Origin of the sequence: Natrinema sp. CBA1119, from assembly GCF_002572525.1 — an archaeon.
Classification (GTDB): domain Archaea; phylum Halobacteriota; class Halobacteria; order Halobacteriales; family Natrialbaceae; genus Natrinema.
In genome coordinates this window covers 1,027,358-1,051,878 of the sequence record NZ_PDBS01000001.1, presented here as the reverse complement: position 1 = coordinate 1,051,878, position 24,521 = coordinate 1,027,358, and the positions used below count along the sequence as shown (strand labels likewise).

The 24,521-nt window shown below is 66.0% G+C and carries 27 protein-coding genes; 13 read left to right on the top strand and 14 right to left on the bottom strand.

The genetic code is table 11. The features are described from left to right. Positions 1-117: 117 nt before the first annotated feature. The 5 genes from pyk to CP556_RS05160 all read left to right on the top strand — a co-directional run bounded on the left by pyk (position 118) and on the right by CP556_RS05160 (position 5,305). Positions 118-1,893 carry a pyruvate kinase gene (gene pyk / locus CP556_RS05180; RefSeq protein ID WP_098724647.1) on the top strand — a complete coding sequence of 592 codons (1,776 nt, stop codon included), beginning with the start codon at positions 118-120 and terminating at the stop codon, positions 1,891-1,893. 65 nt (positions 1,894-1,958) lie between these two features. After that, complete coding sequence (locus CP556_RS05175; RefSeq protein WP_098724646.1) at positions 1,959-2,321, top strand: DUF7312 domain-containing protein; 363 nt, start codon at positions 1,959-1,961, stop codon at positions 2,319-2,321. Between the two features lie 140 nt (positions 2,322-2,461). Next, positions 2,462-3,133, top strand: coding sequence for an NfeD family protein (locus tag CP556_RS05170; RefSeq protein WP_098724645.1), 672 nt, complete (start codon positions 2,462-2,464; stop codon positions 3,131-3,133). A gap of 85 nt (positions 3,134-3,218) precedes the next feature. Further along, a complete protein-coding gene (locus CP556_RS05165; protein WP_098724644.1) occupies positions 3,219-4,400 on the top strand; it encodes an SPFH domain-containing protein in 1,182 nt (393 codons plus the stop codon). Between the two features lie 287 nt (positions 4,401-4,687). Continuing rightward, entirely contained in the window at positions 4,688-5,305 is a 618-nt protein-coding gene (locus tag CP556_RS05160; protein WP_098724643.1) for a winged helix-turn-helix transcriptional regulator, read from the top strand. A gap of 44 nt (positions 5,306-5,349) precedes the next feature. On the opposite strand, the gene CP556_RS05155 is transcribed toward CP556_RS05160, so the two are convergent. The 3 genes from CP556_RS05155 to yjjX form a co-directional block, all read right to left on the bottom strand. Then, positions 5,350-6,000 carry an HAD family hydrolase gene (locus tag CP556_RS05155; protein WP_098724642.1) on the bottom strand — a complete coding sequence of 217 codons (651 nt, stop codon included), beginning with the start codon at positions 5,998-6,000 and terminating at the stop codon, positions 5,350-5,352. A 117-nt stretch (positions 6,001-6,117) separates the two neighbouring features. Then, the gene (locus tag CP556_RS05150; protein WP_098724641.1) at positions 6,118-6,339 is read right to left on the bottom strand and encodes a DUF7123 family protein; all 222 of its coding nucleotides are present in this window, start codon (positions 6,337-6,339) and stop codon (positions 6,118-6,120) included. A gap of 253 nt (positions 6,340-6,592) precedes the next feature. Then, positions 6,593-7,117, bottom strand: a complete 525-nt coding sequence (yjjX, locus tag CP556_RS05145; protein WP_098724640.1) for an inosine/xanthosine triphosphatase — start codon at positions 7,115-7,117, stop codon at positions 6,593-6,595. Positions 7,118-7,334: 217 nt separating this feature from the next. On the opposite strand from yjjX, the gene CP556_RS05140 reads away from it, so the two are divergent. The 3 genes from CP556_RS05140 to CP556_RS05130 all read left to right on the top strand — a co-directional run bounded on the left by CP556_RS05140 (position 7,335) and on the right by CP556_RS05130 (position 9,555). Next, positions 7,335-8,315, top strand: coding sequence for a transcription initiation factor IIB (locus CP556_RS05140; RefSeq protein WP_097380621.1), 981 nt, complete (start codon positions 7,335-7,337; stop codon positions 8,313-8,315). A gap of 72 nt (positions 8,316-8,387) precedes the next feature. Then, positions 8,388-9,062 carry a type I 3-dehydroquinate dehydratase gene (locus CP556_RS05135; RefSeq protein ID WP_098724639.1) on the top strand — a complete coding sequence of 225 codons (675 nt, stop codon included), beginning with the start codon at positions 8,388-8,390 and terminating at the stop codon, positions 9,060-9,062. 61 nt (positions 9,063-9,123) lie between these two features. Further along, positions 9,124-9,555: a zinc ribbon domain-containing protein gene (locus tag CP556_RS05130; protein WP_098724638.1), complete on the top strand. Its 432-nt coding sequence runs from the start codon at positions 9,124-9,126 to the stop codon at positions 9,553-9,555. Positions 9,556-9,582: 27 nt separating this feature from the next. On the opposite strand, the gene CP556_RS05125 is transcribed toward CP556_RS05130, so the two are convergent. Further along, the gene (locus tag CP556_RS05125; RefSeq protein ID WP_098724637.1) at positions 9,583-10,788 is read right to left on the bottom strand and encodes a 3-dehydroquinate synthase II; all 1,206 of its coding nucleotides are present in this window, start codon (positions 10,786-10,788) and stop codon (positions 9,583-9,585) included. Positions 10,789-11,015: 227 nt separating this feature from the next. On the opposite strand from CP556_RS05125, the gene CP556_RS05120 reads away from it, so the two are divergent. Next, complete coding sequence (locus CP556_RS05120) at positions 11,016-11,600, top strand: hypothetical protein (protein ID WP_098724636.1); 585 nt, start codon at positions 11,016-11,018, stop codon at positions 11,598-11,600. A gap of 110 nt (positions 11,601-11,710) precedes the next feature. Here CP556_RS05120 and CP556_RS05115 read toward each other — a convergent pair whose 3' ends face one another. Then, positions 11,711-12,580, bottom strand: coding sequence for an HFX_2341 family transcriptional regulator domain-containing protein (locus CP556_RS05115; protein ID WP_098724635.1), 870 nt, complete (start codon positions 12,578-12,580; stop codon positions 11,711-11,713). A gap of 319 nt (positions 12,581-12,899) precedes the next feature. Here CP556_RS05115 and CP556_RS05110 point away from each other — a divergent pair, with 319 nt between their 5' ends. Beyond that, complete coding sequence (locus CP556_RS05110) at positions 12,900-13,574, top strand: HAD family hydrolase (protein WP_098724634.1); 675 nt, start codon at positions 12,900-12,902, stop codon at positions 13,572-13,574. 18 nt (positions 13,575-13,592) lie between these two features. Here CP556_RS05110 and CP556_RS05105 read toward each other — a convergent pair whose 3' ends face one another. Further along, positions 13,593-14,126: a hypothetical protein gene (locus tag CP556_RS05105; RefSeq protein ID WP_098724633.1), complete on the bottom strand. Its 534-nt coding sequence runs from the start codon at positions 14,124-14,126 to the stop codon at positions 13,593-13,595. 183 nt (positions 14,127-14,309) lie between these two features. Then, positions 14,310-14,882 (bottom strand): SprT family zinc-dependent metalloprotease, encoded by a 573-nt coding sequence (locus CP556_RS05100; RefSeq protein ID WP_098727290.1) that lies wholly within the window; start codon positions 14,880-14,882, stop codon positions 14,310-14,312. Positions 14,883-15,063: 181 nt separating this feature from the next. On the opposite strand from CP556_RS05100, the gene CP556_RS05095 reads away from it, so the two are divergent. Beyond that, complete coding sequence (locus tag CP556_RS05095; RefSeq protein ID WP_098724632.1) at positions 15,064-16,038, top strand: cation diffusion facilitator family transporter; 975 nt, start codon at positions 15,064-15,066, stop codon at positions 16,036-16,038. Between the two features lie 74 nt (positions 16,039-16,112). Here CP556_RS05095 and CP556_RS05090 read toward each other — a convergent pair whose 3' ends face one another. The 5 genes from CP556_RS05090 to CP556_RS05070 all read right to left on the bottom strand — a co-directional run bounded on the left by CP556_RS05090 (position 16,113) and on the right by CP556_RS05070 (position 20,783). After that, positions 16,113-16,907, bottom strand: a complete 795-nt coding sequence (locus CP556_RS05090; RefSeq protein WP_098724631.1) for a 2-amino-3,7-dideoxy-D-threo-hept-6-ulosonate synthase — start codon at positions 16,905-16,907, stop codon at positions 16,113-16,115. 24 nt (positions 16,908-16,931) lie between these two features. Beyond that, positions 16,932-17,930 (bottom strand): tryptophan synthase subunit alpha, encoded by a 999-nt coding sequence (trpA, locus tag CP556_RS05085; protein WP_098724630.1) that lies wholly within the window; start codon positions 17,928-17,930, stop codon positions 16,932-16,934. Continuing rightward, on the bottom strand, positions 17,927-19,249 hold the full coding sequence (gene trpB / locus CP556_RS05080) for a tryptophan synthase subunit beta (protein ID WP_098724629.1): 1,323 nt from the start codon (positions 19,247-19,249) through the stop codon (positions 17,927-17,929). Before trpB ends, trpA begins: the two co-directional genes overlap by 4 nt. A 25-nt stretch (positions 19,250-19,274) precedes the next feature. Next, positions 19,275-20,093, bottom strand: a complete 819-nt coding sequence (gene trpC / locus CP556_RS05075) for an indole-3-glycerol phosphate synthase (protein WP_098724628.1) — start codon at positions 20,091-20,093, stop codon at positions 19,275-19,277. A 270-nt stretch (positions 20,094-20,363) separates the two neighbouring features. After that, positions 20,364-20,783, bottom strand: a complete 420-nt coding sequence (locus tag CP556_RS05070; RefSeq protein WP_098724627.1) for a DUF8146 domain-containing protein — start codon at positions 20,781-20,783, stop codon at positions 20,364-20,366. 120 nt (positions 20,784-20,903) lie between these two features. On the opposite strand from CP556_RS05070, the gene CP556_RS05065 reads away from it, so the two are divergent. Together CP556_RS05065 and CP556_RS05060 are read left to right on the top strand one after the other, a co-directional pair. Further along, complete coding sequence (locus CP556_RS05065; RefSeq protein ID WP_098724626.1) at positions 20,904-21,875, top strand: VOC family protein; 972 nt, start codon at positions 20,904-20,906, stop codon at positions 21,873-21,875. Next, positions 21,872-22,549 (top strand): alpha/beta hydrolase, encoded by a 678-nt coding sequence (locus CP556_RS05060; RefSeq protein WP_098724625.1) that lies wholly within the window; start codon positions 21,872-21,874, stop codon positions 22,547-22,549. The genes CP556_RS05065 and CP556_RS05060 overlap by 4 nt, the downstream gene beginning before the upstream one ends. A 59-nt stretch (positions 22,550-22,608) precedes the next feature. Here the strand turns inward: CP556_RS05060 and CP556_RS05055 are convergent, their stop codons facing one another. Further along, positions 22,609-23,259 (bottom strand): RPA family protein, encoded by a 651-nt coding sequence (locus CP556_RS05055; protein ID WP_098724624.1) that lies wholly within the window; start codon positions 23,257-23,259, stop codon positions 22,609-22,611. Between the two features lies 1 nt (position 23,260). Next, on the bottom strand, positions 23,261-24,193 hold the full coding sequence (locus tag CP556_RS05050) for a replication factor A (protein ID WP_098724623.1): 933 nt from the start codon (positions 24,191-24,193) through the stop codon (positions 23,261-23,263). Between the last annotated feature and the right edge of the window lie 328 nt (positions 24,194-24,521).

The following is a 24,521-nucleotide window of genomic DNA, read 5'->3' as shown; positions in this document are numbered from 1 at the left end:
GATCCGAGGAAAACGGTTGGCGTGGCAGGCGACGGGCTCGACGGCGAGTCGCCGAGAGGGGTACTCGAACGCGAGTAAGTGACCATCTTTTAGGCGATGCTGGCAGTATCGTCCGACATGAGAAACGCGAAGATCGTCTGTACGCTGGGGCCGGCGTCGAACGATCGCGAGACGATCCGCGACCTCGCCGCGGCCGGGATGTCCGTCGCGCGGCTGAACGCGAGTCACGGCAGCCCCGAGGATCGGGCCGACCTGATCGATCGGGTCCGTGCGGTCGACGAGGAGCGAACGGAACCCGTCGCGGTCATGCTCGACACGAAGGGCCCCGAGATTCGGACCGCGCCGCTGCCCGACGGCGAGACGGTGTCCCTCGAGACCGGGGCCGAAATTCGGTTCGTCGAGGGCGAGGAGGCGACGTCGAACGTGGTCGGGCTCTCGGTGTCGATCGATGCCGTCGAGCCGGGAGACCGGATCCTGCTCGACGACGGCCTGATCGAGACGACCGTCCTCGGGCGCGAGACGCGCGGTGATCACGAGAGCGACGCCGTTCGCGCACGGGTCGACACCGGTGGCGAGTTGGGCGGCCGCAAGGGAGTCAACGTTCCCGGCGTCGAACTCGACCTCGACGTCGTCACCGAGAAAGACCGGCGGGACCTCGAACTGGCCGCCGAGAAAGGGGTCGACTTCGTCGCGGCGAGTTTCGTCCGGGACGCCGACGACGTCTACGAGGTCGGCGAGGTCCTCGAGGAAGCGGGTACAGACATTCCGATCATCGCGAAAATCGAACGCGCCGGCGCGGTCGAAAACTTAGACGAGATCATCGACGCCGCCTACGGCGTGATGGTCGCGCGCGGCGACCTCGGCGTCGAGTGTCCGATGGAGGACGTGCCGATGATCCAAAAGCGGATCATCCGCAGGTGTCGCGAGGCGGGCCGGCCGGTCATCACCGCGACGGAGATGCTCGACTCGATGGTCCACGCTCGACGGCCGACGCGCGCGGAGGCCTCGGACGTGGCCAACGCCGTCCTCGACGGCACCGACGCGGTCATGCTGTCGGCCGAGACGGCGGTCGGCGATCACCCCGTCGCCGTCGTCGACGCGATGGACAGCATCGTCCGCGAGGTCGAGGGCTCCGGCGAGTACGCGGAGTTGCTCGAGCAGCGCGTGCCCGCTTCGGGCGATGCCCGGACGGATGCGCTGGCTCGCTCCGCGCGCTTTCTGGCGCGTGATATCGGCGCTGACGCGGTTGTCGCCGCGACGGAGTCCGGCTACACCGCGCTGAAGACGGCAAAGTATCGGCCCGGCGTGCCGGTCGTGGCCTCGACGCCGAGCCAGTCGGTGCGCCGCCAGCTCGCGCTGTCGTGGGGCGTGACCCCGCTGTACGCGCACGTCTCGGATCAGGGTGCCGACGCCGTCGTCGAGAAGGCGGTCCAGGCCGCACTGGACGCCGGCGTCGCCGAGAGCGGGGACACCGTCGTCGTCCTCTGTGGCATGATGACCGATCTCGAGGGGGCGAACACGACGAACATGCTGAAGGTTCACGTCGCCGCGGACGCGCTGACGACGGGACAGGTCGTCGTCGAGGGCCGAGCGACCGGACCGCTCGTCCGCCTGTCGGACGGCGACCTCTCGGACGTGCCCGAGGGAGCGATCCTCGCCCTCCCCGCGGCGTTCGACGAGGAGTTCGCGGGCGAGACGGATCGGATCGCCGGCATCGTCAACGCCGAGCGAGGAATGACCGGCTATCCGGCGCTGGTCGCGCGCGAACTGGGGATCCCGATGATCAGCGATGCCGACATCACGGCGCTCCGAGACGGCGAGACGGTCACCGTCGACGCCGAACGCGGCGTCGTTTACGGCGGGGATATCGGTGACCGGCCCGAGCGACCCTGAACCGACTCGGTCGCGACCGACGGTCGGACCGCGGCTTTTTGACGACCGGACCAATACGGACGAGTATGAGCGACGAATCGTCACGGAGCGGCGACGAGTGGGGCGCGTCCGGCGACGACGACTGGGGTGACCCCGATCGGCTCGACCGACCGGACAACGATGACCAGACGGGCCGAGGCGACGGCGATCAGCCAACCAGAGACGACCGCGATGAGGGATGGGACCGGATCCCCATCGACCTCTCCGGCGGGAGCGACGACCGGGACACCGACGAAGCCGACGCGTTTGAGGACGACGAGTACGGGCCCGAAGCGAGTTCGACGCCGATCGAGGGCGGCGATCCGGACCTCGAGAACGCGCTGTTCGTGCTTTTGGGTGCAGTTGCGATGATGCTCGTCATCGTCCGACTCGTGCTGATTATCGTCTGAGAGTTCGGTTCCGGCGTGTCGTCGCTGGGTCGTGTGGACGCCTTTTCGGTTCTCAAATCGGCGTCACTCCCCGCCGACTCGATAAAATCACTCGTGAAATGCGGTAAACATTTAATCGGGACAAGCCCCAACCCCCGCACATGGTCGAATCTCTCGTGGGGAACATACCGCTGTTGTTGCTGGTTGCGGGACTCGTGTTGATGGTCCTCGAGGCCCTCTCGCCGGGTGCCCACCTCATCGTCATCGGAATCGCGCTGGTCGGTGCCGGACTCATCGGACTGCTCTTTCCGCCCGTGGCGAACGTGCTCGTGCTGGCGGGGCTGACGCTCGTGATCGGGCTCGCCGCGGCGTACGTCTACCGGGAGTTCGACTTCTACGGCGGAAAGGGGTCCGGTCGGACGACGGATTCGGACTCGCTTTCCGGGCGGACGGGCTACGTCACCGAGACCGTCACGACCCGTAGCGGCGAGGTCAAACTCGACGAGGGCGGGTTCGCCCCCTACTACAGCGCGCGGACGACCGACGGCACGATCGAGGAGGGCGAGGAGGTCATCGTCCTCGATCCGGGTGGCGGAAACGTGCTAACGGTCGAATCCGTCAGTGCGATCGGCGAGGACGAGATCGATCGCGCGCTCGCACAGGACGCGACGTCCGACTCCGACGATGGAGCGAGTGCCGACGAGACCGGCAGCGTCGGCGACAAACCGACCGCGGAAACTGAGGTGGACGATGTCGACGCGCCGGTGTCCGACCCCGATGCTGACGACATCGACGAGTCGGTCTCCGAAACGGAGACCGAGCGGTCGGGATAAGCAGTCGAGATAACCCATGCGATTCAGTCGCATATGTTGACGAAATAAGGGAACGCTTTTCTCCCCACCCCCGTAACTCCGGACTATGGTGGTACCATTGGTTCCAATGCAGACAGCCGGCGCTGCCCTGTTAGTCGTCGGTGCCCTCGTCCTCGTCGTCGTTATCGCCGCCTTACTCAGCGCGATCGAGATCGTCGACGCCTACGAGAAACGCGCCCTCACCGTCTTCGGCGAGTACCGCAAGCTGCTCGAGCCGGGGATCAACTTCGTCCCGCCGTTCGTCTCGAACACGTACGCGTTCGATATGCGAACCCAGACGCTGGACGTCCCCCGGCAGGAAGCGATCACACGCGACAACTCGCCCGTGACGGCCGACGCCGTCGTCTACATCAAGGTGATGGACGCCAAGAAGGCGTTCCTGCAGGTCGACGACTACAAGCGCGCCGTCTCGAATCTCGCTCAGACGACGCTCCGTGCCGTGCTGGGTGACATGGAACTCGACGACACGCTGAACAAACGCCAGGAGATCAACGCCCGCATCCGCACCGAACTCGACGAGCCCACCGACGAATGGGGGATCCGCGTCGAGTCGGTCGAGGTCCGCGAGGTCAACCCCTCGAAGGACGTCCAGCGCGCGATGGAGCAACAGACCTCCGCCGAGCGGAAACGCCGTGCGATGATCCTCGAGGCCCAAGGTGAACGCCGCAGCGCCGTCGAGAAGGCCGAAGGTGACAAACAGAGCGAGATCATCCGCGCACAGGGTGAAAAGCAGAGTCAGATCCTCGAGGCGCAAGGAGACTCGATTTCGACCGTGTTGCGCGCCCGCTCCGCGGAGTCGATGGGCGAACGCGCGATCATCGACAAGGGGATGGAGACGCTCGGCGACATCGGGCAGGGCGAGTCGACGACGTTCGTCATGCCCCAGGAACTCACCTCGCTTGTCGGCCGCTACGGCAAGCACCTCTCGGGTAGCGACGTCGAGGAGGACGGCTCGGAACTCGAGAGCCGCGAGTTCGACGACGAGACCCGCGAACTGATCGGCCTGGACGATATCGCCGAGATAATCGGCGAGATCGACCAGGAAGCGGATATGGACGTCGAAGCGATGGAACAGGAAGCCCAGGCCATCAAGGAAGGGAAGGATCCGGCGAACATCTCCGATCCCGACGAAGTCATCGAGGAGATGGATCAGGACTTCCAGAGTCAGGCCGACGGCGGCACCGAGATGCCGGCCGACGCGGAAGACGAGTCGTCGACGACCGACTGAACGGCCACGATCCGCGCGCGTCACGGTCGGTGCAGGATCGGCTCACAGTCGCCGTTCGGGTCGCTTCGCAACGCTCGTTTCGCAGTTCATGTCGCGAACCCTCGAGCGGTGCTCATACACACAACACACTCGACCCGGTCTCGAGCCGGTAACGACGGCGAATTGTCTCTCCTCTGCTTCGTCCGTCGATTCGACACACGTATTGAATCCCTAACCAGTAATACTCGGAGAACAAAGCGGAGCGAAACCTGTTTTACGGGCCGCGTCCTTGGAGACGGTAGGTAGGTATGACAGGATCCGATGGGGTCGACGACGATAAACGAGCGACCCTGCGCCGATTCGCCGCCCTCGGCGCCGCCTCTCCGCTGGTCGGACGATCGGATTCAGCGGCGGCTGATACGGGTGAAAGCGACGCGCGCGACGCGATCGCGGGCTATCTCTCCACGACGCCCGGTGCGCACTTCTCGAAGATCCGCGACGACCTGCAGCTGGGTACCGGCGAGACTCAACACCACCTGCGCCGGCTCGAGGAACTCGACGCCATCGAGCGCTATCGAGACGGCGACTACAAGCGGTTCGTCACCGCCGATCGATTCGACGAGTTCGAGAAGGGCACACTCGGCTACCTCCGACGGGAGACGCCCCGCGGGATGCTGATCGAACTCCTCCTGAACGCCGACGCCACCGCCGGCGATCTCGCCGACGCGCTCGACGTCTCGGCGCCGACGGTGAGCAAGTACGCCGGCGAACTCGAGGAGGCCGGACTCCTCTCGCGCGACGACGGCTACGCTGTCGAACGGCCGGAGACGGTGCTGGTACTCGTCGTCGGCCACGCGGACTCCTTCGGCGACCGCGCGCGCACGCTCGCTCGAGACGCGGATCAGTACCTCGAGTACCAGGGATAACGGATTTTCCGTCGGTAACGAGTAGTTACTCGCCTTCGAGCCGACTAGTCGACCAGCGACAGCAAGTCGGTCAGCGACTCGATCTCGTCGGTCGCGTTCGGCGGTCGCTCGCGCTCGCGATTGTGCGGCCGTCGGAGGAACGCGGTCTCGAGGCCGGCCGCCCGGCCGGCCGTGACGTCTTTCGGGGAGTCGCCGACGTAGCGCCCGTCCGTGACGCCGAGTCGGTCGAGCGCGTCCTCGATATAGTAGGGATCGGGCTTACGCCGCTCGTATCCCTCGAACGTCGGATCTCGCCCGCGGACGACGTCGAAGTCGAATCCGAACTGGTCGGCGACGAACTCGGCGGTTTCCTGCCGGTTGTTGGTGACGAGACCGATCGCAGTTCGCTCGCTCAGTTCGCGGATCGCGTCGATATCGTCGTAGGTGCCGCGCTCCCCCGAGCGGAGTCGATCGTGCGTGCCCCTCGAGGCGTAGGATTCTTTCAGTTCCCAGAACCGTGCCGGATCGATGTCGAGTGTCTCACAGTGCGTTCGGATCCGCTCGTGGTCGTGATCCCTGAAGTCGCGACGTTGGGCCGCCGTCGGCTCGGCACCCAGTTCGGCGAGGGCGGCGTCGGCCGCGTCTGCGTACACCTGCGGATCGGTCCCGGGGCCATCGAGGATGACCCCGTCCATGTCGAACAGGACGACCGTCATTCACCGCGGGCAGAGGCGCCGCAGGGAAAAGAGCGTTCGGCATCGCTGCCAGCCGTCGCTCGTCGTTCCAAATGATCAGTAAATTACGAGCGCACGGATCGAGCCGACGATGTGGCGTTATATGTCGACCTTCCAGGTGGTACTCGAGGAATACCCCCACTTTTCGATCTCGACATCGTAGTCGCCCTCCTGGAGTGCGGTGATGTTCGAGCCGACCTCTTTCGCCGTCATACCGAGCTCTTTGCCGATGAGGCGAGATTTGAAGTACGACTTCGTCGCCGCGTTGTTTCGGAGGTACTCCAGAATCTGCTGTTGTTTGCTCGTGAGGTCGGGGGCCATTGCAGTGCTCATACACGGCCGGAAGACAGGAACGGCCTTAGGGGGTTTGGTACGTCCGGTTAACCCGCTGCAGTCGTGCGGTTTTTCCCGGCGGTAAGCAATCAATAACCGGGTGGAAAGCTTTCGTTGGTACGGCCGGTTAATATATACTACCCCGCGACTATCGTTTGTCCGTGACGGTTTCCGGGCGACGGGATTCGGTCGAGGGGCTGAACGGAGAGCAACGAATACGATCGTGTGAGAGGGACGATCGTCAGTCGTCCGCGTCGTAATACTCCGTTACGAACGGGCCGAACGATGACGCAACCGCCTGGCCGAGCGCTCGCGTGCGGTCGGTCAGCCCCGCCGTGAGCGCGCCGGCGGCCCCGTTGGACTCGGCGACGCCCTCGGTCCCGAGCAGGTCGTCCATCACCGGACCCAGCTCCGAGCCGTCCGCGACCTGCTCGGCGACGGTATCTGGGAGACGAAATGTCGGGCCGCCGCCGCGCTCGGTTCGATCCCCGTCGGTGACGGCACCCCACATGATCAACGAGAGCCCCGGCGATCCCTCGAGCCGAGCGACGCCGCCCTCGAGGCCGACCCCGAAGTCGGCGTCGGTCGCCGCGAGCGCCCGTCGGGCGCGATTCTCGGCTCCTCTGACGGTCTCCTCGATCGATCGCGGCTGCTCGCTCACCCCGGAGTCGACGGCGACGGCGGTCACGGTCGGTTCGTATCGCTCGAGCGTTCGCTCGACGGCGGTGCTCTTGACCGGGTTCGTGCTGCCGACTGCGAGTTCCATACCGCCCGTTCGAACGGGGCGAAGTTGGAGGCTCCGCTTCGGCGTCGCGCGCCGTTTTACTGGGACGATTTCACATGATCATTCGTCGAATTATCCAGTTTGACGGGATTTCCGGCCGGGATTTCGAAACTATTAAACCTCGAGTGTCTGAACGTGGAAGGTAACGGATCCGTCCGGGCTTTTGCGATCGGTTCGGCCGGCCAGCAATCGCCATCGTATGACTAACGCACCATCGAACACGAGAGTACGACGTAGCGAACCCGAAACGAACGAACAAGAGACCGAAAGCGAGCAAGAGGATCTGGCCTGCCCCGAGTGTGCGGGCAACCTCGTCGTCGACGACGAACACGGCGAGACGGTCTGTGAGGACTGCGGACTGGTCGTCGAGGAGGACTCGGTCGACCGCGGCCCCGAGTGGCGGGCCTTCGACGCCGCCGAGAAGAACGAGAAGTCCCGCGTGGGCGCGCCCACGACGAACACGATGCACGACAAGGGGCTCTCGACGAACATCGACTGGCGAAACAAGGACGCCTACGGGAACTCGCTGGGATCCCGGCAACGGGAGAAGATGCAGCGCCTCCGCAAGTGGAACGAGCGCTTTCGCACCCGCGACTCGAAGGAGCGCAACCTGAAGCAGGCGCTGGGCGAAATCGACCGGATGGCCTCCGCGCTCGGCCTCCCGACGAACGTCCGCGAGACCGCCAGCGTCATCTACCGGCGCGCGCTCGACGAGGACCTGCTGCCGGGCCGATCGATCGAAGGCGTCTCGACGGCCTGCGTCTACGCTGCTGCCCGCCAGGCCGGCGTCCCCCGGAGCCTCGACGAGATCGCGGATGTCTCCCGCGTCGAGAAAAACGAGATCGCCCGCACCTACCGCTACGTGGTCCGCGAACTGGGCCTCGAGGTCCAACCCGCTGACCCCGAGAGCTACGTCCCCCGCTTCGCCTCGGGACTCGAGCTCTCCGACGAGGCCGAGCACCGCGCGCGCTCGCTGCTCCAGAACGCCAAGGAGAAGGGCGTCCACTCGGGCAAGTCGCCGGTCGGTCTCGCAGCCGCCGCGGTCTACGCCGCCGCGCTCCTGACCAACGAGAAGACCACCCAGGCAGCCGTGAGCGATGTCGCGGACATCTCCGAAGTGACGATTCGAAACCGGTACCACGAGCTCCTCGAGGCCGAGGAGACCATCGGAATGGCCTAACACGGGCGACGACGCGCGCCGAGTTCGCCGAAACGACACCGTTTTTGTCGTTCTCGCTCTCACTGAATAGCAATGACGCTACACTTCGATTCGTTCGTCCTCGCAGCCGCGACGGCGGATCTCGCCGACGAGCCCGCGGCACGCGAGCACGCGGACGCGATCGAATTTCGAATGGATCAGGCCGACGAGCCGCTGACCGCGCTCGAGGCGTACGAGGGCGAGTTACCGATCCTCGCGACCAACCGGGCCGACTGGGAAGGCGGGGAGGCGAGCGACGAGGGGCGACTCGAGGTGCTCGCCGAGGCGACCGCGTTCGACGCCGTCGCGGCGGTCGATATCGAACTCGAGTCGATCCTCGAGGGGGACGCCGAGGACCTGCTCGAGACGGCTCGCGATCGCGATGTCTCGATCGTCGCGTCGGCACACGATTTCGAGGGGACGCCGCCTCGCAACGAGATGGTCAAAACACTGACCGAGGCGGGAAAATATGCCGACGTGGCGAAGGTGGCTGTGACAGCGGAGTCGAAGGCGGACACGCTCGCGTTGTTGTCCGCGACTGAGCAACTGACCGCTCACGGCGACGCCGTCGCGACGATGGCGATGGGTGACGTGGGAAGTCACACGCGGGCGGTGGCTCCTGTGTATGGGTCGAAAATTGGTTACGCGCCTGTGGATCCGGAGAACGCGACTGCGCCAGGGCAATACGACCTCGAGACGCTCGCGGGACTGGTGAAACGACTCGAGTGAACTGAAAAACAATCGAAATCGGAATGTTAAGGGCAGGGGTCCCCTACCATCCCCACGTACAATGACATGGCTCCGCGCGATCCTCGCTGCCGGCCTCTCGGTGATCATGCCCGGCGCAGGCCACGTCCTCGTTCGCGATTGGCTGCGCGCCGCCGCCTTTGCCGCTCTCTTCTTTACGGCGAGCGCGCTCTTTCTCCCGATCGACCAGCTCACGGCGGCCGGGCCGATGACGAGCGTCGACCAGGCCCTCGACCAGGCGACCGTCATGGCCGAGAACACCGATCCGATGGCCCAGTTCCTCCTCTCGTTTATCGCCCTGTTCGCCGCGATCGACGCGACCTTTCGCGCGCTCGGCTACTCCTCAGCCGGGGACACCGAAGCGGACGGACTGGCCTGTCCAGAGTGCGGAAAAGAGATCGACGAGGACCTCGAGTTCTGCCACTGGTGTACCACGCGACTCGAGCCCGTCGAGCCGGAGACGAACGACGCATAACGCGGCCACCGGACGGCTCTCGCGACGTTACTTTTCGATAATACTCTCTTCGACGGCCTCGCCGAAGTGACGGGCCGTGTCCTCGGCGTATAGCAGGATCTCGTCGCCGGCCTCGAGGTCGGTCACTGCCGTTCGCCCCTCCGCGGTGGCGACCTTGATCGTCTCGGCGTTCTGGAGCAGGGTCTCGACGCGGTCGCCGCTCTCGGTCTCGAGGGCGATCCGGAACATGGGTCGCTGCTCGATCTTGGCCCGGCCGACGATGGCCTCGCGGGTGTTACCGGCGAGGTCGACGATCTGTACCTCGTCGCCGCTCTGGAGTTCGGAGAGATACTTCGTGCCGCCGTCGGGCGTGCGGACGTAGGCGTGGACCGCGCCGGCGTTGACCCGGAACGGGCGGGAGGCGACGTACGGCGATTCGGCGGTCTCTGCGTGGACGAACACCAGTCCGCGGCTCATCGAGCCCACGAGCATCCCCTCGTCGTGCTCGAGCAGGGTGCCGGTGTCGACGCATACCCGATCCGCGCTGCCGGCGCGCTCGACGGCGAGCACTTCCGCGTACTCGAGGTCGAGGCTCTCGCGTTCGGCCTCGTCGCGGATCTCGACCGTCCGCCGGATCTCGTCCGGATCGTCCGAGTCGAGCAAGACCGCGTCGGAGCCGATCTCGAGGGTTTCGAACGCCGTCTTCGCCTCCTCGGCGCTGGTCACGCCCGCCACGAGGTCGGTCTCCTCGCCGATGCGGGCGATCAGGTTTTCCAGCGGGATGATCGTCCAGTCCTCGCCGACGACGATCGTGTGATCGGCCTCCGCGGCGGCGGTTTCGGCGAAGCGCTCGTACTCTTTTCCAAGGATGCGGACGTACGCACCCCGATCGAAGTCGCCCTCGCGCCGCAACGTAGAGAGATCCGCCGAGCCGGAGAAGTCCTCGGGGAGGTCGATCGTCGCGTCGCCCTCGCCGTCCTTGCCGACGATCATCGCGTCCGCCTGCGGGGCCGACACGGCGTCGTCGCTTTCGGCGTCCGCTTCGGCATCGTCGATGTCGTCGACCAGCGTCACGTCGCCGTCGGTCCGAAACGCGGCCACGTTGATGTCGCCGAGTTCGCGAACGCGCGCCACGTCGTCTTCGTCGACCAGTACCCAGTCCGCACCCGCCTCGAGCGCTGCGGTGATCCGCGCCCGGCGGTCGTCCCAGTCGCCGACGGTGTCGTCGGCTTTTACCCAGACAGATCGCGTCATGAATCGACCCTCGAAGGGAATCGGCTTGAACGTGGCGGATCAGGCAGGGGGACGAGTCGATCGGCAGTCGTCGATGGGGGCGGCCCTACCGCATCCCCGCGTCGGCGGCCCGTCATCACAGTTACTGTGACCGAGATTGTAACGAAACTCGCGATACTTGCGATAGTAACGATAGTAGCAATACTTTCTCAGAAGTCGATAATACCCGTCCGGCCGATCGTTCAGTCATGGGTCAGCGCCACCTCGAGACGGACGCCGAACTGACGATCGACCGTGCCGCCCGTCGGCTCGAGGTGGAGTCTGCGGCCGACGTCGCTCGAGCGGTGTTCGAGCACGCGGGCCAGATGGCGACGCTCGAGTACGGCCGATCGGCGGCCGTGCTGGGTGCCGTCCGGCTCGCGTGTCGCCGCACCGGCGTCGGCGAACCCGACCGCGAGCGGGTCGCGGAGACGTTCGACGTCGATCCCGATCGAGTCGTCGCGGCCGACGAACTGCTGGCACGATACCTGTGCTCGCCCGCCGATGCCGACGAGATCCGGTCGCTGCGCCGGACGCTCGTCGTGGCGCAGGAAGTGCTGGCCGCGGTCGAGCGCGGACGCAACGCTGGCCCCGAGTTACCGGGCTCGCGCCTCGCTGACGCAGCGCCCTTCCTGCTCGCGCGCGCGAGCAGCCATCTCGATTCCCGCACCGACCGCGAGGTCCCGGGGCTCGACGCGGCCGCCCTTCGCGATCACATCGAGCGGCTCGAGGCCGACCTCGAACTCGCTCGCCTCGGTACGAGGCTCTACACCCTGGTCCACCGCGAGGACTGAGCCGTCTCCGTCTCATCACGTGCCCACCTCGCGAGCGGCACGCTCCCCGCTGACGTTCCTCCCTCCCAAGACGTTCTTTCCCCCACGTTCTTCCTCCCCGGTGGCACCTCCTATCGAGGCCCGCCGCCGTCGTCCATGAGCTTGTGATGGAACGCTCGGTAGGCGTTCTCGCCCCGCTCGGTCAGTTCGACCACGCGCCGGCGGCCGACCGGCTCGATCGTGACGTAGCCGTCCTCGGCGAGCGGCTCGAGGACGTGGGTATCCAACACTCGAAACGCGCCTTTGTCCTCGCCGGTCCGCTCGTCGGGCGAGCGGCGGTCGGCCATGAAGGCGAGCTCCCGCTCGCGGGCGTACTCGATGAGGTCTTTCTTTTTGGGCAGTGCCGTCCGATCGTCGTGGTAGCCATCCCACGCGGCCGGATCGGCGAGAAACTCCATGATCGCGACTTGGTCGCGCGTCGGTGACTCGATCGGGTAGGTCGGAATCTGCTCCATCTCATCGAGGCCGAAGGAGATGGGTTCGCGGATTCCGTCGTGTGCGTATTCCGATGGCTCGACGTAGTAGGCGTGGGCGTCGGTCGAGACGTCCATGCACGCGATCGTCGCGCCGATCGCGGGAATCGTGCCGGCCCCGGAGACGTTGACGTACACTTGATCGTCGGCGTGGATGTCGGCGATCGTCGTTACCTCGCCGAGCACCGCGTAGACGTCCGTCAGATCGCACTCCCACGTCCGGATCTCGGGGACGATCGACTCGAGTGCGGCGCGCAACTCGTCGTGATAGTCCGCGTCCGCGGTCGCGTTCCGCGTGGCGGTTCCATCATCGCCCTCGCTCGTTCGTTCAGTACCCGTTCCAGCATCGCCCGCGCCGTCGTTCTCGAGCAGGTAGACCAGATCGGCCCGCTGGTCACGGATCGGCTCGAGGATCCGATCGAACTCGTAGCCCAGCGGCACGACGTGCACTCGCTTGACAACGTCCATACACCAATCGGCGTGTCAACGAGAATAACTGCTGTGGAATCGCCGGTGGGGGCTCGAGTCGAACTCAGCCCAATCAGCCGGCGAATCTCGGCTGCCTGGTCAAACCACCAGTCGGGTGGGAATGAAAGGGGCGACGCGCTCGGCGAGCGAAGCGACGCAAGAACCGCAACCGAGCGCAGCGAGGTGAGGATCACAGCGAGCTGCAGCCGACGAGCGCGTCGGGGCTTTCGGGCTGTTCGTAGCGGTACTGATTGCACGTTTAGAACTCTCATCTAGTCGGCGAAACGTTGAGAACGCCCCCGCTCATAGAACAGAGCAGATGGCCGCCTACGACGCGATCTGTTTCGATCTCGATTCCACCCTCTGCGAGCCGACCCGAGACGCCGCGACCGTCCTCGAGTCGACGTTCGAGCGCGCCGACTGCGAGCAGTTCTGTACGCCCGCGGATCTCCGGGCCGCGGTGCCCGAACTGCCGACCGCCGAGACGGACCGGGAGTTCTACGAGCACCTCTTCACAGAAGTCGCGGGGCGCGCCGGCGTCGATTCCGGTCTCGCCCCGACCCTCGCCGCGGCACACCTCGAGGTGCAGGATCCGACCGCCGTCGAGTTCCGGCCCGGCGCGGAAGCCGCGCTCGAGCGCGCCCGCGATCTGGGGCGGGTCGGCCTCATCACGAACGGCGGGCGACCGACGCAGACGCAGAAACTCGAGGCGCTCGGCATCGCGGACGCCTTCGACGTCCGAGTGTTCACGGAGCCGAGCGCAGGCATTCTCCCGAAGCCGAACGCGGCCCCCTTCGAACGCGCGCTCGCCGAACTCGAGGTCGCGCCCGACGCGGCGATCCACGTCGGCGACTCGCTCCACGCCGATATCGCGGGTGCCAACGCGATGGGGCTCGATTCGGCCTGGCTGGATACCGGCCGCGACGACGCGCCCGGCGAGCACGTGCCGACCTACGAACTCGCGTCGCTCGAGGCGCTCGAGACGATCGTCTAGAGAAGCGCGACCGCCGCGCTATTCGTCCGGCAGGAGGTCCGTATGCACCAGCGCGCGGTACTGCGTCTCGGTGCCCTCCTCGAGTCGCTTGAGCAGCGCCGCCGCGTCCGGGAAGGTCTCGGGGAGGTCGAACGGGTCGTCGTCGTCCTCGTCGCGTTGCTTGCAGAACTTGACGAACGCCACCAGGTTCTCGTAGGCCCCCACGCGGGCGTAGACGACCCCGATATCCCGCTCGATCGTCTCGGACCAGGTCTCGATCATCGGCTCGATCGCCTCGCGGGGCCGGCTCATCTGGTCGGTCAGTTCCTCGGCGTCGATACCGCCCTCGCCGACCAGCCCGTCGAACACCGACTGCAGGTCGTCGCTCGCGTCCGCCAGCGGCGGCGCGTCCGCTTCGGCCGCGAGCAACTCGGCGAACGCCGCCACCTCCTCGCGACGGACCGCGACGGGGTAGACGAAGTCGTGCGTCTCCTTCGGGAGCGCGTAGGACTTGCCTTCGACGCCCTGCTCGCCGGGCTCTGAATTACCCAGCATCAACTCGAGTATTCCCATACCCGAAACAGGTCGTGTGAGGCGAATAAGTGTTCCGCGGTCGACCAGGTGTCCTTGTCAGAGGGTATCTCAATTTGCTTCGCCTAATCAATACCCGGGAAGCCCCTTTCATTCCCGCCCAGCTGTAGTTAGCTACGGATGCTATCGCACAATTCGAGTCCCAAATAGTTGTATCCCGTCTCACTACCAGTCGTCGCCGAGCGCCGCTTTCGCGCCGCCGTAGCCGCTCGCGGTCGTCCACGTTCGGCCGCTGGCCGCGTGTTCGACCTCGAGCGCACCGCTGCACGCTCCACACCGATACTGATCGGGCGACTTCACCGGCTTCGAGGCGCGGTGGCGCTTCGCTCGCCAGTCGCAGTCGGCCGTGAGACACCGGAGGACGTAGCGGGGCTCGGTGAACGCCTCGCAGTAGCGCGGGGCCTCGAGCGCCGCGGCTCGCTCGCGAAACCGCGAGCCGTGTCCGGACTCGCCGAATCGCTGGAACTCCCACGCGTGGACGAGTTCGTGGCGGACGATCTCGGCGAACGATGGCCACTCGTAGGCCTCGTAGGCCTTCCGAGCGAGCACGATCGTCGCCACCTCACGGTCGGCGTGCCAGCGACACGCCCCCGCCCGGCGGCGCGCTCGCGTCGACACGTCCCACTCGAGGGCCCCGAGGTCGACCGCCAGCTCGTACTCGTCGACGACCTCGCGGGCGTGAATCCGCGCACGAGCGACGATCTCGTCCGCGAGCGTGTACTCCTCGCCGTCGGTCACAGACTCGAGAAGGGAGAGCGCCACCGAAATTCTTCCGATTGGGTAAATCGCGTGTGCTGAACTGCGAGACGCTACGCGGGAAGTTATTAACACACCTCACTATTTTTGTTATGATTGGCATAGAAAACGCCGTTTAATAGCAGCCTGATTAATAAGCCGGAACCACTGTATTCGAACGACGATGAGTCACAACGAGTCGGCGCACACCCACGACTCGCACGGTGGCCACGACCACGACGACTCGCACGGCGGCCACGATCACGGCGGCCACAGCCACGGCGGGGCGTCGACGAGCAGCCGTAAGCTCGCCGCCGTCTCGCTGATCAACGTCGTCGGCTTCGTCGTCGAGCTCGCGGGCGGGCTGGCGTTCGGCTCGGTCGCGCTCATCAGCGACGCCGTCCACATGCTGTTCGACGCCCTCGCGTACGTGATGGCCTTCGCCGCCGCCCACGTCGCCGAACAGTACGGCGAGGGCGACCGCTGGTCGTACGGCCTCCACCGCCTCGAGCCGTTCGCCGCCTTCCTCAACGGACTGCTCCTCCTGCCGATGGTCGGCTTCATCCTCTGGGAGTCGTATCAGCGGTTCCTCGAGCCCGTCGCCATCGGTGCCGGCCCGACGATCGCCATCGCGATCGGCGGCCTGCTGGTCAACCTCGGCTCGGTCTACGTCCTCCACGGCGACGCGATGAGCCTCAACGAGAAAGGGGCGTTCTACCACCTGCTGGGCGACGCCGGCGGCTCGGTCGCCGTCATCGTCTCCGTCGTCGCCATCGAGGTGACCGGCATCAGCGTCATCGACCCACTCACCGCGGCGCTCATCGCCGCCGTGGTCGCCTGGTCGGCGATCACCGTACTGCGCGGCAGCGGCGAGATCTTCTTCCTCAAGACGCCCCTCGAGAGCGATGACATTCGAGCGCACCTCCGCGAGATAGAGGGGGTCGCTGGCGTCGACGACTTCCACGCCTGGCAGATCTGCAGCCAGATCACGGTCGCGACGGTCCACGTCGAGACGGACGTCGAACTGATGACGGACGCCGAGGCGGTCGTCCGCCGCGTCCACGACGAACTCGCCCGTCACGGCGTCGATCACGCCACGGTCGAGCTGTGTCCGCGCTACGCCGACCGCGACGTCCATCTCAATACGCACTGTCACTGAGCGATCTAACAGCTGCTGCGAGCGCTGTGACCGCTGAGAGTGCCCACTACAGAAAAGACGGGGGGCCGTCAGATCTAGATCTCGAGCGCCAGTCCCGCTTCGGCGAGGGCCTCGTCGGTCGAGAGATCGTCGTGGACGACGCCGGCGACGGCCCGCGCGATGGCTTCGGGGTCCTCGTGCTGGAAGATCGAGCGTCCCATCGAGACGCCGGCGCCGCCGGCGTCCATCACGCCGCGGACCATCTCGATGGTCTCGTGATCGGAGCCCTTCGAGCCGCCGGCGATGACCACCGGCAGCCGGGTCGACTCGACGACGTGCTGGAAGCTGTCGGCGTCGCCGCTGTATCCCGTTTTGACGATATCCGCACCCAGTTCTTCGGCGAGGCGGACCGCGTGGCCCAGCGCTTGGGGGTCCTCGGGATCAACGCCGGGCCCACGGGCGTAGGCCATCGCGAGCACCGGGATTCCGAACCGCTCGGCCGTCTCGGTTACCTCCGAGAGCTCGCTGAGCTGGTCGGGTTCGTGGTCCGAGCCAACGTTGATGTGGAAGGAGACGGCGTCGGCACCGACTCGGATCGCTTCCTCGACGGTTCCCGTCATGCGCTTGTCTTCCTCGTCCGGCCCGATCGTCGTCGAGCCGTTGAGGTGGACGATGTACCCTCGTCCATTCTTGTTGTCGTGGACGCGCGGTGCGATCCCCTTCTGCGTGAGGACGGCGTCCGCTCCGCCGCTGGTCACGCCGTCGATGGTCGATTCGATGTCTTTCAATCCCTGGACGGCACCCATTGTGATGCCGTGATCCATCGGGACGATCACGTACGATCCGTCTGTGCCGATTCGGTCGAGTCGTGCGTCAGTTCCGGTGGTCATTGCGGGAGTGTAGCAAGCTTGTAGTTATGGGTGTTCTGTTTCCGGTGGATCTTCCACCGCGTCTGCCGCGGCATCAGTCGCACCGCGCTGCGCACCGCGTTTGAGTTCACGGGCTTTCGCCTCGAGCGCGTCGACCGCCGCTTCGGGCGTCTCGCTCGAGGCGATTATGTCGACTAAGGCGCTGCCGACGATGACGCCGTCCGCGCCCGCCTCGATGATTTCGGCGGCGTGGTCGCCCTCGCTGACGCCGAAGCCGACGGCCTTGGGCACGTCGTACTCCGACAGCCGCGCGAGGCTGTCGTGGGTCGCACTCGAGACGTTCGCGCGCGCGCCGGTCGTCCCGAGTCGGGCCTGGACGTACGCGAAGCCCGAGACCTGTGACATGATGGTATCGAGGCGTTCGCCCTCGGTCGTCGGCGCGATGATGAAGACCAGGTCGAGTCCGTTGTCGTCGCAGGCCTCGCGGAGCGGACCGGCCTCCTCGGCGGGCAGGTCGGGAACGATGATCCCCGAGAGGCCCGCTTCGGCGGCCCGCTCCACGAAGGGTCTCACGTCGGGCTTGGCTCGCGGGCGCTGCCCGCTCGCCTCTTCCGAGGCGCGTGGCGCCTCGCTGTCCCCGTACTGGAGAATCATATTATAGTACGTCATCACCAGCAGCGGTGCCTCGGTCTCGAGGTCGTCGACCAACTCGAAGAACCCCTGTGGAGTCGTCCCGGCCTCGAGCGCGCGGTTGATCGCGGCCTGGATCGTCGGCCCTTCCGCGATCGGCTCCGAAAAGGGGAGGCCGAGTTCGATCAGGTCCGAACCGCCGCGGTCGAGGGCCTCGACGTATGCCTTGGTGTCCTCGAGCGACGGATCACCCGCCGTGATGTAGGTGATCAGCGCGGGATGGTTCTCGCGGATGGCGGCTTCGACGTCGCTGCCGTACTCGGCCGAGGTGTCAGTGTCGCTCGCGGGTCGCTTCGCTCCCCGCTCGTCGTTCCGAGGATCTCCTCCCTCCGGTTGCCGATTCTCGTCGCTCACTGGTCGAACACCTCGACGTCCGGCGCGGCCTCGAGATCGCGCTTCTCGGTCTCCTCGAGCACGGTTTCCAGATCCTTGTCGCCGCGCCCGGAGACGTTGACAACGACGAGATCGCCGAGGGTCTCGTGTTCCTCTTCCAGATACCCGAGGGCGTGACTCGACTCGAGGGCCGGAATGATCCCCTCGAGTCGCGAGAGCCGGTGAAAGCCGTTGAGTGCCTCCTCGTCGTCGACGCTCGCGGGTGTGACTCGGCCCGTCGCCACGAGATGCGAGAGTTCCGGGCCGACGCCGGCGTAGTCGAGTCCCGCGCTGACGCTGTGGGATTCCATGATCTGGCCGTCCGTACTCTGGAGGAGCTTCGTCATCGCGCCGTGGAGGACGCCGTCGGTGCCCGTCGAGAGCGTCGCGGAGTTGGGCGCGACGCCGTCGTCTTCGTCGATCTCGAGGCTCGAGCCACCGGCCTCGACGGCGTAGAGGTCGACGTGCTCTCGCGGCTCGCTTCCCTCGCCGCTCGAGTTATCCGCGGAGTGTGACTCCGCGCAATCCGGCACAAAGGCGTGGAACGTCCCCATCGTGTTCGAGCCGCCGCCGGCGCAGGCGACGACGCTGTCGGGCAGCCGTCCGGCTTTCTCCCGAATCTGTTTCCGAGCCTCGTCGCCGATCACCGACTGGAAATCCCGGACCATCTGCGGGAACGGGTGGGGGCCGACGACCGAGCCGATCACGTAGTGGGTCCGCTCGACGGTGGTCGCCCAGTCGCGCATCGTCTCGTTGATCGCCTCCTTCAGGGTCCCGCTGCCGGCCTCGACCGGGTTCACCTCGGCCCCGTTCATCCGCATCCGGTAGACGTTGGGCCGCTGGCGGTTGACGTCCGTCCGGCCCATGTAAATCTCGCAGGGCATGTCGAGGTGGGCCGCGGCCATCGCCGTCGCGGTGCCGTGCTGGCCCGCACCGGTCTCAGCGATGATCCGCTCTTTTCCCATGTACTTGGCCAGGAGGACCTGTCCGAGTGCATTGTTCAGTTTGTGCGCGCCGCCGTGGACGAGATCCTCCCGTTTGAGGTAGATCTCGCGATCGTAGCGCTCGCTCAACTGATCCGCGCGCTGGAGCGGCGTCGGCCGGCCACCGAAATCGCGCATCCGCTCGCGGAACTCGTCCATGAAGCCGTCCTCGTTCTCGAGGACGTATCGCTCGTAGGCGTCCTCGAGTTCCTGGAGGGCCGGCATCAGCGCCTCGGGGACGTACTGGCCGCCGTAGTCGCCGAACGTGCCGGTGCGTCCGGGCTCGCTCTCGCCGTCGTGTTCGCGTTCCGTGCTCATGTGTGGGTGTCTCCGTCGTGCTCGCTCATGTCTGGTCCGTCTCCGTCCTCGCGTCCGCTGACGCCGTCTCCGCTGACTCCGCCCGCGTGAGTCGTCGCGTGTTCTCCGTCACGTCGCTGTCGCCCGCGCCGTGGTCCATGATGGCGCTGCCGACCAGCAACGCGTCGGCACCCGCCTCGCGCATCCGCCGCACATCGGCCGGCGACGACACGCCGCTCTCGGCGATCAGCGTCACGTCGTCCGGCACCTCGGGCGCGACTGACTCGAAGGTTTCGAGGTCGACCTCGAGGTTCGCCAGATCACGGTTGTTGACGCCGATGATTTCGGCCCCCGCCTCGAGTGCGGTCTCGAGTTCCGCGCGGTCGTGGACCTCCACGAGGGGTTGAAACCCGCGCTCGCGGGCCGCGTCGACGAGTCCCTCGAGATCGTCCACGAATCTGACGATCAACAACAAGAGATCCGCTGCGACGACGTCCATTCCGTCCTCATCGAGGACGAAGTCCTTGCGCAAGACGGGGACGTCGACGGCCGCTCGAATGCGGGTCAGCGCTTCGGACGAGCCGCCGAAATGAGTCGGTTCCGTGAGGACGGAGATCGCCGCCGCGCCGCCCTCGACCATCGCTTCGGCCAGTTCGACGGGATCGTCGGCTCGAGTACCCTCGGCCGTCGGACTCGTCGGTTTCACCTCCGCGATCACCGGGACTCGCCCGTCCGCCGCCGCCCGCGCCAGTGCGTCGGGCAGCGAACGCGCGTCGACGGTCACGTCGTCCTCACCGCCAGCGCGCTCCCGGGCGGCCTCGAGTATCGACTGCACCGCGGGAGCGAGCTCCGTATCGGAGTTCATTATTGTACATCGACGTACTCATATGTACATAAGACTTGCGTCATCGCGATTCGTCGGACGACGAGCAACGTCAACGGGCTCGAAACCCTCTTCTACCCCTCGAGGGAGACAGTGTCCGGTGAACTGCAACGCGACAGCGCCGGAAGCGCCACGAGAAGCGAACGGTCAGAACGACGGATCACGAAACTGCCTTCACTCGGTCTACTACCGAAACCAATCGAGGATGTTCACCGCCCTGTTTTGCTACCCGCCTCGCTCGAGCGCACCGCGCTACCCGAGTTGGTAGGGTTCGTCCTCGTCCTCGTCGTCTAACTCGTCGAGCAGTAGTACCTCCTCTTCCTCGTCCTCGAGGCGATCTTGCAGGTCGTTGACGTACCCCTTGTACTCGTCGAGTTGCTCCCGGAGGTGCTCGGCCTCGAGTTCCAGTCGCTCGTGTTCGCGGATGAAGCGCTTCGGGACTTCGACGGTCGGCGGGAACGAGACGTCTTCCTCGTCGTCCGCTGGGGCGGTCCGAGCCTGTAGCTCGGTTTCGGGGACGACCTCGATCCGGCCGTCGTGCTCGACGAGCTGGTCGACGTAGTCCCGGAAGACGGCGGACAGCGAGATATCGCGCTCCTCGGCGATCGCCTGGAGCGCCTCGAACGCGTCCTCGTTGACCCGAAACGAGATGGTCTTGTTCTTGTTCCCCATGGATACCCCTAGTCGTCGTTCACGGCACTTAACCATTTGTCAGACAGGAGGTCGGTCGCGCTCGCTCGACCCGTCGGCCGACCCGGCAGGCTATTCATCTCGAGCGCGTACGAACGCCTCATGCTGTCCGACACGCCGGGACTCCACCACGTGACCGGGATCGTCGGGGACGCCCAGGCGGCGATCGACTTCTACAGCGGCGTGCTCGGCCTCCGGCTCGTCACGCAGACCGTGAACTTCGAGGACATCCTGCAACACCACCTCTACTTCGGCGACGCGAACGGGACGCCGGGAACGGTGCTGACGCACTTCCCGGATCCCTACGGCGATCCCGGTCGGCCCGGGACCCCCCAGATCGAATCGGTCTCGTTCGGGATTCCGTCCGACTCCCTCGAGTACTGGAAAACGAGACTCGAGGACTGCGACATCGCGGTGGAGGGGCCGCTCGAGCGATTCGACGAGCGGGTCCTGCGATTCGAAGACCCCTCAGGCACGCGAATCGAACTCGTGGCCGGTCCGCAGCTATCGAGCGGCGTCGAGCTCTGGACGGCGGGGCCGGTACCGATCGAGCACGCGATCCGCGGCCTCCACAGCGTCGCGACGCTGTCGGTCAACCCGTACGCGACCGCGGGTACGCTCGAGACGCTGGGGTTCGAGCACGACGCGGAAGACGGCGATCGGATTCGGTACCGCGCCTCCGGGTCGCGAGCCACCGTCGTGGACGTACTCGACCGGGACGCGCCCTTCGGCCGCGAAGGGCAGGGGACCCTCCACCACGTCGCGGTCCGCGTCGAATCCGAAGACGACCTCCACGAGTGGCGGGAGCTGTTCGACGACCGCGGCTACGATGTCTCCCGCGTCAAGGATCGCCACGTCTTCCACTCGCTGTACGTCCGCGAGCCCGGCGGCATCCTCTTCGAACTGGCGACCGAAACCGACGGCGTCGCGGCGAGCGAAGACAGCGAAGAACCGGGCGAATCGCTGTTTCTGCCCGAGTGGTTCGAGGCGGACCGCGACCTGATCGAGAGCCAACTACCGGAACTGACGGTTCCGACGGGCCGAGAACCGACGGGACGGGGCGAGAACCGATGACGAGGGCGGAGTCGGGCCGGCCGATGGACGCCGTCTCGAGACCCCACGCCGGCCAGCCACTGCTCACCGCCGGTGCGCCCGCGCTGGCCGCGAACGCGGCGCTCGTGCTCTGTCACGGTCGCGGCGCGACCGCTCAGGGCGTTGTCAACCTCACGGAACCGGTCCACCGACACGGCGTCGCAATCCTCGCACCGCAGGCCGAACGGAGCCGCTGGTATCCGCGACCGTCGACGGCCCCGCGAGCCGACAACGAACCGTGGCTCTCCTCGAGCGTCGACTGCGTGGCGGCCGCACTGAAGAGCGCGCGAGCGATCGACGTGCCGCCCGAACGGACCGTCATCGCCGGCTTCTCGCAGGGTGCCTGCGTCGCCGCGGCGTTCGTCCGCCGAAACCCGGCCCGCTACGGTGGCCTCGCCGTCCTCTCCGGATCGCTGCCCGGCACGGCCGAGGAGATCCGTTCGAGCGCTATCGACGGCTCGCTCGAGGAAACGCCGATCCTCCTCGGCTACGGCGAAGACGACCCGCACGTGGGTCCTGAGCACATCGCCGAGACGGTCCGGCTGTTCGAGCGGGCGGACGCCACGGTCGACGAGCGGTGCTATCCCGAGACGGGTCACGAAGTCACCGACGACGAGTTCGTGGCGATCGGTGCGATGCTCGAGGAAATCCTCTAGCTCACCTGGTAGCTGCTATCGGCGTAAAAACAAAGAATCGAGCTGGCCGCGCTCAGTGCTTAGACCGTCGCTTCCGGGTCGTCTGCTTCCTCTTCTTCGACGGTCTCGAGGCTCTCGAGTGCCTGGATGACGTCGTTGCGGTAGTTGACGACGGGAGAGTCGTACCGCTCGCGAGCCATCTCGGCGTATTCGTTCGTCGGTGCGGTCGAGCCGCTTTCCGGCGCTTCCTGCTCGGCTTCCCACTCTTCGAACGCCTCGATGCGATCGAGGGTGAGCTCGGCGGCTTCGACGACCCAGCGGTCGCGGGTCGCGTCGTCGACGATCGAGATGGACTCGGGCCGCAGGGAGACGTTGACGGTGCCGTCGTCGGTCTCGTAGGTGCGGGGTTTGCCGACGATGGAGACGTAGGCCGGGGGCTCCGTGTCCCGCAGGACCGAGGCGGCCTCGGGCTGGTACTGCCCGGCGTAGACGAAGAACGTCCCGGTCGGGTCGACGACCCGGCCGCGCCAGTACTCGCTTTCGTCGCCGACGTCCTCGGTCTCGGTGAGGGTGCCGACGACGAACACGCGGTTGGCGCGGTCGCCCGTCGGGAGCAGCGCGTAGTTTGGCGCGCGCTCGTCGTCGCTCTCTTTGAAGGTGTACGTCGAGTCGTTGAATTCGGAGGCGAAGACGCGGCGGGCGACTTCGCGGGTGAGTTCTGACTGGCTCATATCACATCGACCTCGCTTTGATCAGCAGTTCCTCTGCATCCACCGGCCCGTCGAGTTCCTCGACGTCGTCGGCCAGCACGTAGCGGCCGAACGTCGGCCCCTCGATGCGGTAGTAGGTACCGACGATATCATCCCTGATCTCGTCGGCGACGACGGTCGTATCGAGCGCGTCCATCGCCATGTCCTTGGCCTCCTCGAGGCTCAGCCCCGTCAGGTCCTCGGTGGCGTCCTTGTCGAAGATGACCTCGTGTGCGTCGATGCCGTCGTCGACGACGGCCTTGATGCGGAGGTCGAACTCCCCTTCGCCCTCGCCGTGTTCGTTACAGCGGCCGTTCTGGAGGACGCGCGTGCAGTCCTCCTCCGGGCAGCGCTTGATGAGGCCGCTGCCGCTTTGCATGTCGACCAGTGCGCCCTCGATCTCGCTGGTGTCGTTGCCGACCTCGAGGTCGTCGTCGAGTTCCTCGATCACCGTCGTCGAGTTGAGTTTGACCGAGTACCGGCCCTGGTACTCGTCGGTGACGACGTTGCGAAGTTCGTAGACGCCGCCCTCCTCGAGCGCTGGGAGGTCGGACTTGGCCCACTTGGTGAACTTGATCGTCCCCGTCGGGTCGCCGAGCAGGCCGACCTGCGCGACCGAGTCGCTGCGGGGATCCCAGAGTTCGATGACCTTGGCGGTCAGGTCGATCCACTCCTCGGGTTCGTCGACGTCCTCGACGTTGGCCTCCTCGCTGTCGCCGCTCGAGATATCCTCGCGCTCGAGGCCGGCCTCCTCGAGGTAGTGGTTGGTGACGCTCCGGCGCGCCTCGTCGATCGGTACTTTGTATTCGTCGACGAGCGTGGTCAGGCGCTCTTCGACGTCCTCGACGCTCACGTCGTCGAGGTGGTCCGAAAACTGCTCGTGTATGTCGTCCGCGTGTTGTCGTACGTCGCTCATTGTTTCTCGCCTCCTCTTTGGTTTCATTGGGAGGCATACGTCCGTTCGCGCCCGATAGTATTTAAAGTACCGCCACCGGAGCGGAAGTGAACGTCGGCGAAAGAAACCGCAAGCGGGCGTCGATGGAGCACCGCCGGTCTGGCGATCGGGTGTAACTCGTTTCAGTTGGTTCTATCGCCAGGGTATCATAGAACTCGTCGCACACCACTGCTCTTCGAATCGATGAATCGCTCAGTAGAGGGAAACCACGTTTCACTCCAGACTGGCCACTTGGCATGCGGTGGCGCGCGCTGTCGGCCGGCCGAACGTCGCGAGGCGCGAACACAGT

Bases quoted from the DNA above. Each gene is read 5' to 3' on its own strand.
- pyk (WP_098724647.1), top strand. From the start codon at position 118: ATGAGAAACGCGAAGATCGTCTGTACGCTGGGGCCGGCGTCGAACGAT.
- CP556_RS05175 (WP_098724646.1), top strand. From the start codon at position 1,959: ATGAGCGACGAATCGTCACGGAGCGGCGACGAGTGGGGCGCGTCCGGC.
- CP556_RS05170 (WP_098724645.1), top strand. From the start codon at position 2,462: ATGGTCGAATCTCTCGTGGGGAACATACCGCTGTTGTTGCTGGTTGCG.
- CP556_RS05165 (WP_098724644.1), top strand. From the start codon at position 3,219: ATGGTGGTACCATTGGTTCCAATGCAGACAGCCGGCGCTGCCCTGTTA.
- CP556_RS05160 (WP_098724643.1), top strand. From the start codon at position 4,688: ATGACAGGATCCGATGGGGTCGACGACGATAAACGAGCGACCCTGCGC.
- CP556_RS05155 (WP_098724642.1), bottom strand. From the start codon at position 6,000: ATGACGGTCGTCCTGTTCGACATGGACGGGGTCATCCTCGATGGCCCC.
- CP556_RS05150 (WP_098724641.1), bottom strand. From the start codon at position 6,339: ATGGCCCCCGACCTCACGAGCAAACAACAGCAGATTCTGGAGTACCTC.
- yjjX (WP_098724640.1), bottom strand. From the start codon at position 7,117: ATGGAACTCGCAGTCGGCAGCACGAACCCGGTCAAGAGCACCGCCGTC.
- CP556_RS05140 (WP_097380621.1), top strand. From the start codon at position 7,335: ATGACTAACGCACCATCGAACACGAGAGTACGACGTAGCGAACCCGAA.
- CP556_RS05135 (WP_098724639.1), top strand. From the start codon at position 8,388: ATGACGCTACACTTCGATTCGTTCGTCCTCGCAGCCGCGACGGCGGAT.
- CP556_RS05130 (WP_098724638.1), top strand. From the start codon at position 9,124: ATGACATGGCTCCGCGCGATCCTCGCTGCCGGCCTCTCGGTGATCATG.
- CP556_RS05125 (WP_098724637.1), bottom strand. From the start codon at position 10,788: ATGACGCGATCTGTCTGGGTAAAAGCCGACGACACCGTCGGCGACTGG.
- CP556_RS05120 (WP_098724636.1), top strand. From the start codon at position 11,016: ATGGGTCAGCGCCACCTCGAGACGGACGCCGAACTGACGATCGACCGT.
- CP556_RS05115 (WP_098724635.1), bottom strand. From the start codon at position 12,580: ATGGACGTTGTCAAGCGAGTGCACGTCGTGCCGCTGGGCTACGAGTTC.
- CP556_RS05110 (WP_098724634.1), top strand. From the start codon at position 12,900: ATGGCCGCCTACGACGCGATCTGTTTCGATCTCGATTCCACCCTCTGC.
- CP556_RS05105 (WP_098724633.1), bottom strand. From the start codon at position 14,126: ATGGGAATACTCGAGTTGATGCTGGGTAATTCAGAGCCCGGCGAGCAG.
- CP556_RS05095 (WP_098724632.1), top strand. From the start codon at position 15,064: ATGAGTCACAACGAGTCGGCGCACACCCACGACTCGCACGGTGGCCAC.
- CP556_RS05090 (WP_098724631.1), bottom strand. From the start codon at position 16,907: ATGACCACCGGAACTGACGCACGACTCGACCGAATCGGCACAGACGGA.
- trpB (WP_098724629.1), bottom strand. From the start codon at position 19,249: ATGAGCACGGAACGCGAACACGACGGCGAGAGCGAGCCCGGACGCACC.
- trpC (WP_098724628.1), bottom strand. From the start codon at position 20,093: ATGAACTCCGATACGGAGCTCGCTCCCGCGGTGCAGTCGATACTCGAG.
- CP556_RS05070 (WP_098724627.1), bottom strand. From the start codon at position 20,783: ATGGGGAACAAGAACAAGACCATCTCGTTTCGGGTCAACGAGGACGCG.
- CP556_RS05065 (WP_098724626.1), top strand. From the start codon at position 20,904: ATGCTGTCCGACACGCCGGGACTCCACCACGTGACCGGGATCGTCGGG.
- CP556_RS05060 (WP_098724625.1), top strand. From the start codon at position 21,872: ATGACGAGGGCGGAGTCGGGCCGGCCGATGGACGCCGTCTCGAGACCC.
- CP556_RS05055 (WP_098724624.1), bottom strand. From the start codon at position 23,259: ATGAGCCAGTCAGAACTCACCCGCGAAGTCGCCCGCCGCGTCTTCGCC.
- CP556_RS05050 (WP_098724623.1), bottom strand. From the start codon at position 24,193: ATGAGCGACGTACGACAACACGCGGACGACATACACGAGCAGTTTTCG.